We start from the raw sequence: 14,203 nt of genomic DNA on the forward strand, positions 1-14,203 counted from the left end.
AAGTTGAGGGGTGAATTTCCGATGCAGGTACCAGAAGGCGCGGCGGCCATGGCGATAGACCAGGTGGTCGCGGAGACCGAGGTGATGACGACGGAAGCGGCAGCAGGCGATGCGCTGCTGCCCGTCCTGCTGCCGATCGCGAATGGCAAGGCGATGGCCGACGCTGCGAATGCGGTGAGGTCGGACGAGGTGCGTGGCCTCCTGGCCGCAATCCGCCGGCTCGCGGGTATCGTCGAGGAGGAGACGGTCGCGCTCGCGGCGGGGCAGAAGATCGATTTCGACGAGTTCAGCGCCCGGAAGAGCCGGAGCATGCTCGAGTTCGTCCGCCTGATGCGGGCGCGGATGCACCTCGGCGGCGAAGTCGAGATCACCGAGGAGATTCAGCGGCTACGGGAGAAGCTCGAGCGGAATCGTTCCATCCTGGAAATGCACTACGACGCGGTGCGCGAGGTCGCGGGCATCATCGTCAAGGCGATCAAGGAAGCCGAGTCGGACGGCACCTATACCGGTCGCGCAGCTCAGGACGGAAAATGATCAGACTGGTGCTGGCCGGACTCTGGGTATGCATCCTCACCGCGGGCACGAGCTATGCCGTCGCCTATTGGAAGGAGAACGGCAGCCTGCTGCCGGCGAAGGACGAATACCTCGACGGGCTGCAATATCAGAAGACGCGGGCCCTGAGCGTGCCCATGGTCGAGAACGGCAATGTGCAGGGCTACATCGTCGCGCGCTTCGTCTACACCGTGGAGGCGCGGACCATGCACCAGCTGAACGTTCCGCCGGAGCCGTTCGTCGTCGATGAGGCCTTCCGCAGGATCTATGCCGACGAGCGTCTCGACTTCAGGAAGCTCGCCCGTTACGACCTCTCCATTCTGACGACGGCGATCAAGCAGCGCGTCAATGAACGGATGCAGGCTGACATCGTCCAGGACGTCCTGGTCGAGGACTTCAACTACGTGTCCAAGGAAGAATTCCAGCAGAAGCCGTAGAGCAGGTCGTTCGGAAATACTGTTTCCGGAAGGATCGTGCCCAATCGCCACCTGAGGCCGGCGCCACGACGGTTGCGTCGCCAATGCAGGCATGTGCCCTGCCGTCTCTGCCGCTGAAAGTACAACGGCCTCTGCAAAAGTGTTCGCAGAGGCCGTTGCCGGTTTCGTGGCAGTGTCTTGCCGTCAGTTTCCGGCCGGATATGCCGCCGGGGCGGCATGCGCCCTGTTCAGGAGGATGCCGACGTCGTCGAGCTCCTGCACCGGCTCGTCGAGGGTCTCGCCGGCGGGGATGTTGAGGCGGTATCCGACGTAACGCCGGGCCACGATCGCGTCGAAGCCGAGGCGGTCGCGGAGCTTCTTGCGCAGCTTGCTGACGTGACTCTCGATCACGCTCTCGTCGAAGGTGGACTCGAAGATACCGTAGACCGCGTTGAAGATCTGCGTCTTGGTGATCCACTTGCCGTGGTTGGCGACCATATATTCGAGAATGCGCAGTTCGCGGCGGGGCAGGGTGAGGGCGTGGCCCGCGATCTCGGGGTCACGGCCGTTGAAGAAGACCTGGATCCTGCTCTCGCAGGGCCTCGGCAGCTCGCCCACCCGGCGGCGCGCGATTGCGGCCGTTCGGGCGAGGATCTCGCGCAGGTGAATCGGCACGTGCACGACGTCGTCGACGCCCGATTCGAACAGCTCCAGCGTGTTCTTGAGCATCTTCTGGCCGCTCATGGCGATGATGGGCGCCGAGGAGCGCTTGCGCATCGCCCGCGGCAGGCTTCCGCGGGCATCGCAATCCCCGAGCAGAAAGGCGTCTACCGCCGCCAGATCCGATTCACTCGCAGATTGCAGCCAGTCCCAGAATTCTCCGGAGGAGAAGCCGATCGACGATACGCCTTCGCGAACCAGCCCTCCGACGTAGCTGTTCGCGACGCTCTCGCGATCATCAACGATAATATACATCAGTCTTTCGCCCCTGTTTCGCACTTGTTGCGGCCGGTTGGTTGTTGTGATGCCCGGCTCGGCAACGATGCTGTTTGACGACATTCCATCCCGCGAACCGTTGTTATGGTTTCGATATTCGCGGGCAGCCCTACGCATTCAGTGCCTGCGTCTCGCAGGCCTGTTACTTCAACTCGATACTGAAACGCTTACTGCGTGAGGCTCGGCGGGTGTCTTACGGATCACCTCGCGGAGCGGATTGAGAAACGACCTAGAACAGTTGCGCCAAGTTGCTCATCGCGTCCGAACACTGCTGAACTGTGTCGATCTCCTCGCCAACTGGCGAGAATCACTTGAGTAGGACCGTAACAATTGCCGATTTCCGATCAAGCGTGCGTAAGAAAGCGATTGCTACGCGTGCTTGATGCTGTTGATTCGTTTCGGGTTGTTTCTTGATGTATTCAATCGCATCAGTTGATTTGGATTTTAAACTAGTTTTGCACCGTAGCGGCTGTATAGTTCCGCATCCCCGTACAATTACAGCTATTTTGGGTGGTGCTCCGAGTCATGCACATTGAGGGGTTTTCAACCCCGGATTGACTCCGGCACTCGCTTTTCCACATGCGACAATTCGACTCACGCTCGGCGCAGCGACTCCAGCTTGGTGAAATCTTGGCGAGTGTGTGTCTTTCGAGTCGCACTATCGCCACGTGTATGACGCGGATCGACTCCGATTGACTCATGCGGCGTCGCATCTCGCGCGATGAAAAGTTTCCGATGCGCACGTTTCAGGCAAGCTTCGGCAAATAACGTCACCGTTCGGTAGATCGAAACGAACGGAGCATTTTCACATGTTGTCCGATGGACAAGCTCGTCCCACCGCGACCGCGGATGCTTCCGCGGCGGCGAAGCCGGCTCCGGAGGCGAGCGATACAAAGGACAATGCCACGCGAGCGACCAAGCCTGCTGCGAGCGCAAAGCGTGCATCGGCCGCGACGAGCGACGAAGCTCTCGCAAAAGAGGCACTCGAGGGGCTGAAGCGCATTCGTGCCAAGGCCCGCCTCGACAAGATGGCGATCCCGAAACCTGCGCCGGTCGTGATCAAGCCGGCCGTGATCGTGGCGAAGCCGCCGCCACCCCGTCCGACATGGGTCGCGCCGCTCGCAACTCTGGCGGTCGCTGCCATGTTGGTGGTCTGCGCCTGCACCGGCGTGATCGCCTATCTCACCACCCAGCCCGCTCAGAACAACGCTGCAGCCAATGCGGAGATCAGAATTCTGCGCGAGACCGTCGCGCAGCTGCGCAAGCAGGTGTCGGGCGTATCCGAAAATCTCGACGGCTTGCGCACCGCGGTCGATCAATCGAGCAAGGTGACGAATGATCGCTTCGGCAGGTTTGCCGAGAACCTGGACCGGATCGAGCGGGTGAGCTCGTCCTCCACGGCGAAGCTCGACAAGCTCGCTCAGGTGCAGGCCCAGGCCCAGGCTCCCGCGCCGGCAATGGTGCAATCCCAGCCCGTGTCACAGCAGGGGCCGATGATGGCCTCGGTCGCAGCGCCCGAATTCACGGGATCGGTGCCAGCGCCCGAGCGTGCGTCGGCGCCGCGCAAGACGATCAAGGGCTGGTCGGTCCGCCAGGCCTATGAGGGGATTGCGATCCTGCAAAGCCCGAACGGCGTCATCGAGGCCGTGCTCGGGCAACAGGTGCCCGGTCTTGGCCGGATCGAAGAGATCAGGAACGAGAACGGGCGCCTGGTCGTGGAATCCAGCGGCGGCGTCATCTATTCGTCACGCAAGGCAACGCCCTGATCGAGCCGCTCTCTATTGACGGTGATGCTCGAAGCTGGTGCATAGCAGATCGACCTCCGCCTCCGCGATCGGCGCACGAAACAGGCGGCAGCTGAACTCGACGGTCGTCTTGCTGTCCGTGGTGGTGCGATCTTCCCGCAGGAAGATGCACCGCTTGCAAACGTCGGTGTGGTGCCGCTGCTCGGCAGCATCCGAATGGTCCAGCACGTGCCGGAACGTGTCGCGGAAGCGGATCTTGACGTCGTCGTCGAGAGTGGCAATCGCCTCGACGAGAACGTTGACGGGGTCGCGCACGAGGAACTTCTTGCCCTGCTGCGTCACGCTCAACATCACCGACCGTTTGTCCGTGGCCGAGCGCTTTCGTTCGAGATAACCGAGCCGCTCGAGCTCGCCGATGATGAAGGAGGCAGTGCCGCGCGTGGTGCCGACGTAGCTCGCCAGCGCCGACGGCGTTCGGGAGAACCGGTTGGCGCGGGAGAGGAACCGCAGCGCCATCCATTCGCGGTCGCGCAAACCGTGCTTGGTGCCTTCGAACCACAGGATTCGCGCGGCCTGCTCCAACAGTTCAATCGATTCGCGAGCCAAATTCATTTCAATTCCAGGTCGGATAAACGTTTATTCAATTGAGCCTTGGGCAGCGCAATCTGAGTGAACGAGAATGAAACCCGGGCGCTCCCTCGTCCGTTGCCGGGCGGCCGATCGCGCGTCGGGAGGAAGCCTCTCTGTTTGCAGAGATGGAGCTTCCGGCCGTGGAACTACGGTGTCACAAAGAAAGTTCGAGTAAATCGCGCGGCCCAGATCCTTCGAAAATTTCAATCAAATGACGACGGTTCGCACGAGAATTGGCGATGATGTGCGATGCGCGAGCAACATGATGTGTCATTCTCGTAGCCGCGATTGCCATTTGTTGCGGCCGAGCCTGTCGCGGGCGCGAACACGAGCATCCCATGCGAGGTCTGACGGTCCGGCCGGCAGGGAAGAACCGCATTTTTCGGTTAATGGATGTTGCGATGCAATGCAGCCAGACGGTTAAGTTACACGCGCGATCCAGGGAACGTCGGAGTGTCGTTGCGAGTCCAGCACCGTTCAGCGTCAATCGTGCCGCATTGGCAGTCACTCTCGGCAGCATCCTCGAATTCGACGACTTCGTGCGGCTGCTCGCGCGTTCGCCGGCCCTCGTGGCTTGGCGTGAAAGCGAGTGTGCTCGCAGGCTGGTGACTTGCGTTCCGCCGGCAACTATTGGCGAATGCGTCGCCCCCCGGGGGGATGGCAATCAGCAGGAAGGAATGGGCCAATGAGCTTCGAAACCACCATGACATCCGACGTCGTCGGGCTGACCAAAAGCGCCCCTGTCTCGCGCCGCGGATTCATGAGTGCCACCGCGGCCGTGGCGGCGGGCTATACGCTTGCGGCCGGACCGGTGCGCGCCGAAGTGGTCACGACCGACACCAATGGTCTTCAGGCCGGCGATGCCAGGATCAAGCTGGGTTCCGAGGAGATGCCGGCCTATTTCGCCCGCCCCGCCGGCAACACCAAGGCGCCGATGATCATCGTGGCGATGGAGATCTTCGGCCTGCACGAATACATCAAGGACGTGACGCGGCGCCTCGCCAAGCTCGGCGCGTTTGCGGTCGCGCCCGACTATTATTTCCGCAAGGGCGTCGACCTGACCAAGGTCTCGGACGTCAAGGACCTGCTGCCGGTGGTGAATGCGAAGCCGGACGCCGAGATGTGGTCGGATCTCGATGCAACGGTGGCGTGGGCAGGATCGCAAGGCGGTGACGCCACAAGGCTCGGCATGATCGGCTTCTGCCGGGGCGGCCGCACGGTCTGGGAATATGCCGCCCATAGCGGCGCGCTCAAGGCGGGCGTTGCCTTCTATGGGACGTTGGTCGATCCTGCCAATCCGCTGTGGCCGAAGAGCCCGATGCAGCTCGCGCCCGAGATGAAGGCGCCGGTGCTCGGCCTCTACGGCGGCGCCGATACCGGCATTCCCGTCGCCCAGGTCGAGCAGATGAAGGCAGCGCTCGAGCAGAACAAGAAGACGGCCGAGTTCAAGATCTATCCCGAAGCGCCGCACGGCTTCCATGCCGATTATCGCGGCAGCTACCGCAAGGACGCCGCGGAAGATGGCTGGAAGCGGGCCGAGGCCTGGTTCAAGAAGTATGGCGTCTTGAGCTGACGCATGGTTTCGAAGGGCGGTCCGAACGGCCGCCCTTTTGATTTCGGCGCGGACCACACAGGGACGAAGTCAAGCGCGGGCAAGGCATGTCTGGGAGGAATGGGGGTGCAGGAACCCTATCGTCCTTCGCCTGCGCGCCACAACGCGTCGAGGCCGTGCCGATAGGTGGGGCAGGCCAGCGTGACGCCGAGCTCGCGCTTCAATTTCGCGTTGGAGACACGCGCGCTGCTGGCATAGAAGCTGCGCGCCATTGCCGACATCTCGGCTGTCTCGAACGCCTCTTCAGGCGGCGGCGCCACGCCCATCAGCTTCGCCGCATAGGCGATCACGTCCTGCGGCGGCGCGGGCTCGTCGTCGCAGACGTTCCAAACGCCGCCGTTCGGGTGATGAACCGCGGCCATGATCGCGCTTGCGATGTCGTCGACGTGGATGCGGTTGAAGACCTGTCCCGGCTTGATGATGCGCCTCGCCGTCCCCGCGCGCAGCGTCGCCAGCGCGTTGCGGCCGGGACCGTAGATGCCGGCGAGCCGCAGGATGGCGGCATCGCCGCGCGCCGCATCCGTCCAGGCCTGCTCCGCAGCGATCCGCATGCGCGTGCGGTCGAGGGTTGCCTGCGGCGGCGTGCTCTCGTCGACCCATGCACCGCCGTGATCACCGTACACCCCGATCGTGGAGAGATAGACGACCTTGCGGCGGCTCCCCTGGAGCACGTCGCCGAACGCCGCGATCGCGGGATCGCCGGTGCTGCCGGGCGGGATCGACACCAGGAGGACATCGGCGTCGCGAACCTGTTGAACCATCTCGCGCGACGGACGGCTGCCCGAAAACGGATGCGCCTCGAAGCCGGCGAGATCGTTCCGCTGCGCGGGATCGCGCACAGTGCCGGCGACATGCGAGAAGCGGTCGCCGTGTCTGCGGACGAAGTGCCGGGCACTGTAGCCGAGGCCAAGGATGAAGAGCCGCATGCGTCTCCCGTGCTGGACGATCTGTCGGAACTTTTGGGCCGCCAAACAAAGACTGAAAAACAACCCCATGCACAGTAGATCACGCTCGCGTGATCGCTGCCTTCAGTGGACGCGGTGACTGGTTCTATCGTCCTCGGCTTGCTCGACAATCTGCGCGATCGGGCTGGACTGATGGTGCACCAGGCGCCAGTCGTCGCCGACGCGGCGAAAATGGTTGGCGGCGGCCAAAGCGGTGCCGTCGACGATCTCGATGCAGAGCACCCGCGCGCTGTCGCCGTCGATGATCGCCTGCGGCTCGGCGCAGACGATCTGCGGCCGCTGCGGGTCTTGCAGGATGTCGCGCCAGCTTCCGATCACGGTGGCGCGCCCGACGATGGCCGGCCAGCCGGGATGGATGCAGGAGATGGAGTCGTCGTCCGCCCACATCCGCTCCATGCCGGCGAAGTCGCCCGCTGAGAATGCGGCGTAAAAGGCCGCGTTGGCGGCGATGACCTTGCTGTCCTTTCCCATCGCTCTCGGGTGGGGCAAGGACTGGCAAAAATCAAGCGCGACTTTCCGTCGATTTTGGCCGCAGTGCAGCATTCAAGATGCTGCCCGCTCAGTGGTCACGCCGAGACGTGCGTTGCCACGGCCTGTCGCGCGCCATCCTTGTAAAGGCGGCCGAGCGCCGCGGTGACGGCCTCGCGCAGGCGCGGCTCGGCGCCGAGCGGGCCGAACACCTTCGCCACCCCGAGCAGTGCCGGCGCGAGCCGCTCGGCGACGGGGCCCGCCTCGCGCGCCAGCGCGGCGAACTCGCCGGCGAGTGGATCGCGCACGTCGATCGGCCGGCCCTGCTCGTCGAGGCCGGTGACGTAGCGCATCCAGCCGGCCACCGCGAGCGCATGCGTTGCGATCGGCAGGCTCCTGGCAAGGCGATCCTGCATCGCGCCGAGAAGCCGCTGCGGCAGCTTTTGCGAGCCGTCCATGGCGATCTGCCAGGTGCGGTGGTGCAGCGCCGGATTGGCGAAGCGCTTGAGCAACGAGGCGCGATACGCTGCAAGGTCGGTGCCCGCGGGCATGGTCAGCGTCACCGCGGCCTCTTCCATCACCTGCGCGGCAAGGCGCGCAAAATGCGGATCCTGCATGGTGTCGGCGATGGTCTCGTAGCCTGAGAGATAGCCGAGATAGGCGAGCGCGGAATGGCTGGCGTTGAGTAGCCGCAGCTTCATCAACTCGAACGGCTTGACGTCGGTGACGAGCTCGACGCCCGCAGCGGCAAGGTCCGGCCGGCCTGCGGTGAAGCGGTCCTCGACCACCCATTGCGTGAACGGCTCGGTCATCACCGGCCAGGCGTCGCGCATGCCCAGCGCCGATGCGACCGCATCGCGGTCGCGATCCGTCGTCTCCGGCACGATGCGGTCGACCATGGTCGAGGGAAAGGCGACCGCATCCGCGATCCACTTGCCGAGATCCTTCGAGCGCAGCGCGGCGAACTGCGTCACGATCCGCTGCACGGTGTGGCCGTTGGCGGCGAGATTGTCGCAGCACAGCACGGTGAACGGTGCGGCGCCTAGCGCCCGCCGGCGTGCCAGCGCGGCGACGATGAAGCCGGGCGCCGAGCGCGGCGCATCGAAATTGTTGAGATCGTGCACGATATCGGGGTGCCGCTCGTCGAGGTCGCCGGTCTGTGGCGTGTGGCAATAGCCCTTCTCGGTAACCGTCAGCGAGACGATGCGGGTGGCGGGACCGGCCATGCGCTCGACCAGCGCTGCCGGCTTCTCGCGCGCGACGACGCTGTCGAGCAGCGCACCGATGACGCGGTGCTCGGTGCCTTCGGCGGCGCGTACGGCAACGGTGTAGAGATGATCCTGCGGGGCGAGGGCCTCGCGCGTGCCCGGGCTGCGCAGGCTGGCGCCGACGATGCCCCAGGACGTGGCGCCGGTGGCAAGGCAGTCATCGATGACGACCGCTTGGTGCGCGCGATGAAACGCCCCGAGGCCGAGATGCACGATGCCGGGCGTGACGCGCGAACGATCATAGGCCGGGCGGCGGATGGCCGGCGGCAGCCGGTCGAGATTGGCGCGGCCAAGGCAAGTGGAATCAAGGCGCATCGAGCTCTGGCGCATGGACGTCTCCCCTTTGCTTTGCCGCTGCTTGACATGGCGCCTGTCCTCGGTCAATGCTCCGGTCAATTGGTAAGACCAATTTTCCAAAATTGGCGGGCCGCGGGCTGCAAAATCCCCCGCGAGACCCTTTCGGGAGGACCAGCGTGCCGCTGGAAGCTGTGGAGGCGAGACGGCTCTATCGCCAGGTCGCCGATCAATTGCGAAGCCTGATCGACAGCGGCGAGTACGCGGTCGGCAGCCGCTTGCCGACCGAGCGCGAGCTCGCCGAGCAGCTCAAGGTGTCGCGGCCGACGGTGCGCGAAGCCCTGATCGCGCTCGAGGTCGAAGGCCGCGTCCGCATCCGCGTCGGGTCCGGCATCTATGTGATCGAGCCCGCCGCCGTGGCCGCGCCCGCACCCGCTGCCGTCATCGAGGGTCCGTTCGAGCTGCTGCGCGCCCGCGAATTCCTGGAAAGCGCCATTGCCGAAGAGGCCGCGCGCGTGGCGACAAAGGATGACGTCGCCCGCATCGATGCGTCCCTGGTCGCCATGGAGAATGTCGAGCATCCCGGCGAAGCCTCGATGGTGCACGACCGCGCGTTCCACGTCGCGATCGCCGGAAGCCTCGGCAATGCCGTTCTGGTGCGCGTGGTCGGCGAGCTGTTCGACCAGCGTCTCAATCCCTATTTCGCGAAGCTTGCGCATTATTTCGAGAGTCCGGGCACCTGGCGCACGGCGCTCGACGAGCATCGCGCCGTGCGCGACGCGATCGCGGCGCATGATCCCGACGCCGCGCGTGAAGCCATGCGCGCTCATCTGGCGCGATCCCAGGAACGCTTTGCACAAAACTTCGGTGCCGAGACCGCGGCGGGATCGGCTTCGGGGCAAAGCCGCACGGTGCGATCGGCGGCAGAACCGTCGAAACCGAAACATGCGCCGAAGAAGAAGCCAGCCGCGAGCAGCGGCGCGCGGCGGCGATGAGATTGGGCGCCCCGCATCCGCTTCGGACGCGGGCGAACAAGAAGCAGACTTGAACGATGGAGGAAAAGTCGATGTTGAAGAAGATGACGATTGCCGCGGCGATCTCCGCCGCCACGCTGCTGGCAGCGACCAGCGCGAGCATGGCGCAGACCAAGCTCAAATGGGCCCATGTCTACGAGACCTCGGAGCCGTTCCACACTGCGTCGGTCTGGGCCGCGCAGGAGATCGGCAAGCGCACCAACGGGCGCTACCAGATCGAAGTCTATCCGGCCTCCCAGCTCGGCAAGGAAGCCGACATCAACCAGGGCCTGTCGCTCGGCTCGGTCGACATCATCATCTCCGGCTCGAGCTTCGCAGCCAAGAGCTTTGCGCCGATCGGCGTGACCTATTATCCCTACACCTTCCGCGACGCCGATCATCTCCTCGCCTACACCAAGAGCGACATCTTCAAGGAGCTCGCCAAGGGCTATGAGGACAAGAGCGGCCACCACATCGTCGCGGTGACCTATTACGGCGTGCGCCAGACCTCGTCGAACAAGCCGATCAAGACCTGCGCCGACATGAAGGGCCTGAAGATACGCGTGCCCGACGTGCCGGCCTACCTCGCAATGCCCCGCGCCTGCGGCGCCAACACCGCGCCGATCGCGTTTGCCGAAGTCTATCTCGCGCTCCAGAACGGCACCGTCGAGGCGCAGGAGAATCCGCTGACCACGATCGAGGCCAAGAAGTTCTACGAGGTGCAGAAGCACATCGTGCTGACCGGTCACATCGTCGACCACCTCAACACGGTGGTGGCGGGCGCGCTCTGGAAGAAGCTCTCCGACGAGGACAAGAAGATCTTCACCGACGTCGCGCAGGAGGCGGCGGCCAAGGCCACCGGGGAGATCAAGCAGAACGAAGCCAAGCTGGTCGCCTTCTTCAAGGAGAAGGGCCTGACCGTGACCGAGGTCGACAAGAACGAGTTCCGCGACACCGTGCTGAAGAACGTCGCGTTCGAGACGTTCGGTTACCGCAAGGCTGATTGGGAAAAGATCCAGGCGGTGAAATAACCAGCGCCCGTCGTTCCGGGGCTCGCGAAAGCGAGAGCCCGGAACCTCGAGATTCCGGGTTCGGCTCGCCGGGCCGCGCGTTGCGCGGTCCCGTTGAGCCGCCCCGGAATGACGATGAAAAGGTTTGAGGAGCCCACCATGTCGACCGCCGAAATCCACCGGCAGATCACCGCGGAGGAGATCGCCCATACCTTCGAGGAGGAGGCGACGCCGAAGGTCGATCTCGGCATCTACGCGTTCGAGGATTGGGTGGCGCTGGCGATCTTCTGGGTGATGGCGCTCGCCGTCTTCCTCCAGTTCTTCACCCGTTACGTGCTCAACGACAGCTACGCCTGGACCGAGGAGATCGCGACCTATTGCCTGATCGGCGTGGTCTTCATCGGCTCCTCGATGTGCGTGCGGCTGTCGCGGCACATCCAGGTCGACCTGGTCTATCGCTATCTGCCGCATCCAGTAGGGCGCGCGCTGGCGACGATGATCGACCTGATTCGGATCGCCTTCTTCGGCTACGCCATCAAGCTGGTCTGGGTCTACATCCAGATCATCGGCGACGAGCAGATGACCACGATCAATCTTCCCAAGGACTACGTCTACTACGCCGTGCTGCTCAGCTTCGTGCTGATGTTCGCGCGCTCCGTGCAGGTGGCGCTACAGAACTGGCGGCAGGGCTACTCGGTCCTCGAGCGTCCCGGTGCCTACGACGGATCGGAAGGATAAGACCATGCTGCTGCTGCTCGGAGGCTTTCTGATCCTGATGCTGCTCGGCGTTCCCGTGGCGATCGCCATGGCCGCGTCGTCGCTGCTCTACATCCTGGTCAGCGGCGTGACGCCCGACGTCACGCTGGCGCAGCGCATGATCGCCGGTGTCGAGAGCTTTCCGCTGCTCGCCGTGCCGTTCTTCATCCTGGCCGGCAACCTCATGAACATCGCCGGTGTCACCGGGCGCATCTACAAGTTCGCCGTCGCGCTGGTCGGCTGGATGCGCGGCGGCCTCGGCCACGTCAACATCATCGGCTCGGTGATCTTCTCGGGCATGTCCGGTACCGCGATCGCGGACGCTGCCGGCCTCGGCACCATCGAGATCAAGGCGATGAAGGACCACGGCTACTCCACCGAATTCTCGGTCGGCGTCACCGCGGCCTCGGCGACGCTCGGGCCGATCATCCCGCCGTCGCTGCCGTTCGTGATCTACGGCATGATGGCGAACGTCTCGATCGGCGCCCTGTTCCTCGGCGGCCTCATTCCCGGCGTCGTGCTGACGCTGTTCATGATGGTGACCGTCACCTATTTCGCGCACAAGAACAAATGGGGCAGCGACACGCCGTTCTCCTGGCCGCAACTCGGCTCGGCCGGCCTCGAGATCTTGATCGTGCTGTCGTTCCCGATGGCAATCTGGCTGATGGTGCTCGCCGGCCTCTCGGTCAACATGGCGGTCGTCATCGGCCTCGGTACGCTGCTCCTGATCGACTGGTATTTCGACTTCTCGGCGGTGATGGCGCTGATGGCGCCGGTGATCCTGATCGGCGGCATGACGCTCGGCTGGTTCACGCCGACCGAAGCCGCCGTCGCCGCGGTGATCTGGTCGCTGTTCCTCGGCCTCGTGCGCTACCGGACCATGACGTTCCAGACCGTTGCGAAGGCGACTTTCGACACCATCGAGACCACGGCCTCGGTGCTGTTCATCGTGACCGCCGCCTCGATCTTCGCCTGGCTGCTGACGGTGTCGCAGGCGGCGCAGATGCTGTCGGACTGGATGCTCAGCATCACCCACAACAAATGGGTGTTCCTGGCGCTCGCCAACGTGCTGATCCTGTTCGTCGGCTGCTTCATCGACACAACGGCGGCGATCACCATCCTGGTGCCGATCCTGCTGCCGATCGTGCTCAAGCTCGGCATCGATCCGATCCACTTCGGCCTGATCATGACGCTGAACTTGATGATCGGCCTGTTGCATCCGCCGCTCGGCATGGTGCTGTTCGTGCTCGCCCGCGTCGCAAAGCTCTCGGTCGAGCGCACGACGGTCGCGATCCTGCCTTGGCTGGTGCCGCTGATGCTCGCGCTGATCGCGATCACCTACATTCCCGACCTGACCCTCTGGCTGCCAAAATACATGGGACTCTCCAAATGACCTCCACAGCTCTCGCCGCGACCCTGTTCGGCCCCGAAGACCTGCGCATGATCGAGCATCCGCTCGACAAGCTTAGCCAGGGCATGGTGCGCATCCGCTTCGGCGCCGGCGGCATCTGCGGCTCGGACATGCACTATTTCCGTCATGCCCGGACCGGCGATTTCGTGGTGAAGTCGCCGCTGGTGCTGGGACATGAGATCTCGGGCGAGGTCGTGGAGATCTCGGGCACCGCAGCGAACCTGAAGGTCGGCGACCGCGTCGCGGTCAACCCCTCGCGCTGGTGCGGCCATTGCGTCGCCTGCCGCGAGGGCCGGCCGAACCTGTGCGAGAATATCTATTTCATGGGTTCGGCTTCGAAGACCCCGCACATGCAGGGTGGCTTCGCCAACTATTTCGACGCAATCCCCGCGCAGTGCGTGAAGATTCCCGACCACGTCTCCTACCAGGCCGCGGCGCTGGCCGAGCCGCTCGCGGTCTGCCTGCACGCTGTCGCGCGCGCCGGCAATATCGAGGGCAAGCGCGGCATCATCTTCGGCGCCGGCCCGATCGGGCTATTGACCATGCTGGCCGCACACCGCGCCGGCATGGCTGACATCACGGTGGCCGACATCGCCCCGGCACCGCTCGCCTTCGCGAGCCGGCTCGGGGCGTCCCACGTCGAGAATGTCTCCGGTGGCGAGGAAGGACTGAAGGCGCAGGCTGCGTCGCGACCCTACGACGTCGCGTTCGAGGTCTCCGGCACCGCAGCAGGCCTTGCCAGCGCGATCGGTATCGTCAGGCGCGGCGGCGTCGTGGTGCAGATCGGCAATCTGCCGGGCGGCCAGATCCCGACGCCGTCGAATGCGGTGATGGCCAAGGAGATCGACCTGCGCGGCTCGTTCCGGTTCGGCTTCGAGTTCATGAATGCGGTGGAACTGATCGGCAACGGCAGCGTCGATGTGCTGTCGCTGGTCACCGCCGAGCGGCCGCTCTCGACCGCGCCGGACGCGCTGCGGCTCGCGCTCGACCGCTCGCAGAGCGTGAAGGTCGTGCTGACCGCGAATTGACTTTTGTTTTGACGCGTTTTCTTCACGCGAACCGGTGCC

General features: G+C 64.3%; 14 protein-coding genes. 9 read left to right on the plus strand and 5 right to left on the minus strand.

Translation table 11 applies throughout. The annotated features are described in order from the left end of the window. Positions 1-21 precede the first annotated feature (21 nt). Complete coding sequence (locus JQ566_RS26880) at positions 22-534, plus strand: flagellar biosynthesis protein FlgN (protein ID WP_212378012.1); 513 nt, start codon at positions 22-24, stop codon at positions 532-534. After that, positions 531-989: a hypothetical protein gene (locus JQ566_RS26885; protein WP_212378014.1), complete on the plus strand. Its 459-nt coding sequence runs from the start codon at positions 531-533 to the stop codon at positions 987-989. The genes JQ566_RS26880 and JQ566_RS26885 overlap by 4 nt, the downstream gene beginning before the upstream one ends. Positions 990-1,172: 183 nt before the next feature. Here JQ566_RS26885 and JQ566_RS26890 read toward each other — a convergent pair whose 3' ends face one another. Next, a complete protein-coding gene (locus JQ566_RS26890) occupies positions 1,173-1,943 on the minus strand; it encodes a response regulator transcription factor (protein ID WP_027572769.1) in 771 nt (256 codons plus the stop codon). Positions 1,944-2,773: 830 nt separating this feature from the next. Here JQ566_RS26890 and JQ566_RS26895 point away from each other — a divergent pair. Further along, the gene (locus JQ566_RS26895; protein ID WP_212378016.1) at positions 2,774-3,730 is read left to right on the plus strand and encodes a hypothetical protein; all 957 of its coding nucleotides are present in this window, start codon (positions 2,774-2,776) and stop codon (positions 3,728-3,730) included. Positions 3,731-3,742: 12 nt separating this feature from the next. On the opposite strand, the gene JQ566_RS26900 is transcribed toward JQ566_RS26895, so the two are convergent. Further along, the gene (locus JQ566_RS26900; protein ID WP_212378018.1) at positions 3,743-4,321 is read right to left on the minus strand and encodes a MarR family winged helix-turn-helix transcriptional regulator; all 579 of its coding nucleotides are present in this window, start codon (positions 4,319-4,321) and stop codon (positions 3,743-3,745) included. Positions 4,322-5,024: 703 nt separating this feature from the next. Between JQ566_RS26900 and JQ566_RS26905 the strand changes: the two genes are divergently transcribed. Continuing rightward, positions 5,025-5,912, plus strand: coding sequence for a dienelactone hydrolase family protein (locus JQ566_RS26905; RefSeq protein ID WP_212378020.1), 888 nt, complete (start codon positions 5,025-5,027; stop codon positions 5,910-5,912). 116 nt (positions 5,913-6,028) lie between these two features. Here JQ566_RS26905 and JQ566_RS26910 read toward each other — a convergent pair whose 3' ends face one another. The 3 genes from JQ566_RS26910 to JQ566_RS26920 all read right to left on the minus strand — a co-directional run bounded on the left by JQ566_RS26910 (position 6,029) and on the right by JQ566_RS26920 (position 8,967). Further along, a complete protein-coding gene (locus JQ566_RS26910; RefSeq protein ID WP_212378022.1) occupies positions 6,029-6,877 on the minus strand; it encodes an SDR family oxidoreductase in 849 nt (282 codons plus the stop codon). A gap of 102 nt (positions 6,878-6,979) precedes the next feature. Continuing rightward, positions 6,980-7,387, minus strand: a complete 408-nt coding sequence (locus tag JQ566_RS26915) for a nuclear transport factor 2 family protein (RefSeq protein ID WP_212378226.1) — start codon at positions 7,385-7,387, stop codon at positions 6,980-6,982. Positions 7,388-7,482: 95 nt separating this feature from the next. Next, entirely contained in the window at positions 7,483-8,967 is a 1,485-nt protein-coding gene (locus JQ566_RS26920; protein WP_212378228.1) for a mannitol dehydrogenase family protein, read from the minus strand. 158 nt (positions 8,968-9,125) lie between these two features. Between JQ566_RS26920 and JQ566_RS26925 the strand changes: the two genes are divergently transcribed. The 5 genes from JQ566_RS26925 (at position 9,126) to JQ566_RS26945 (ending at position 14,164) form a co-directional block, all read left to right on the plus strand. Further along, complete coding sequence (locus JQ566_RS26925) at positions 9,126-9,941, plus strand: FadR/GntR family transcriptional regulator (RefSeq protein WP_212378024.1); 816 nt, start codon at positions 9,126-9,128, stop codon at positions 9,939-9,941. 83 nt (positions 9,942-10,024) lie between these two features. Continuing rightward, a complete protein-coding gene (locus JQ566_RS26930) occupies positions 10,025-10,990 on the plus strand; it encodes a sialic acid TRAP transporter substrate-binding protein SiaP (protein WP_434057844.1) in 966 nt (321 codons plus the stop codon). Positions 10,991-11,128: 138 nt separating this feature from the next. Then, positions 11,129-11,707 (plus strand): TRAP transporter small permease, encoded by a 579-nt coding sequence (locus JQ566_RS26935; protein ID WP_212378028.1) that lies wholly within the window; start codon positions 11,129-11,131, stop codon positions 11,705-11,707. Positions 11,708-11,711: 4 nt separating this feature from the next. Beyond that, positions 11,712-13,118: a TRAP transporter large permease gene (locus JQ566_RS26940; RefSeq protein WP_212378030.1), complete on the plus strand. Its 1,407-nt coding sequence runs from the start codon at positions 11,712-11,714 to the stop codon at positions 13,116-13,118. Next, positions 13,115-14,164 carry an L-idonate 5-dehydrogenase gene (locus JQ566_RS26945; protein WP_212378032.1) on the plus strand — a complete coding sequence of 350 codons (1,050 nt, stop codon included), beginning with the start codon at positions 13,115-13,117 and terminating at the stop codon, positions 14,162-14,164. The genes JQ566_RS26940 and JQ566_RS26945 overlap by 4 nt, the downstream gene beginning before the upstream one ends. Positions 14,165-14,203 lie beyond the last annotated feature (39 nt).

This window comes from Bradyrhizobium sp. SZCCT0231 (assembly GCF_018130245.1).
Classification (GTDB): Bacteria; Pseudomonadota; Alphaproteobacteria; order Rhizobiales; family Xanthobacteraceae; genus Bradyrhizobium; species Bradyrhizobium japonicum_F.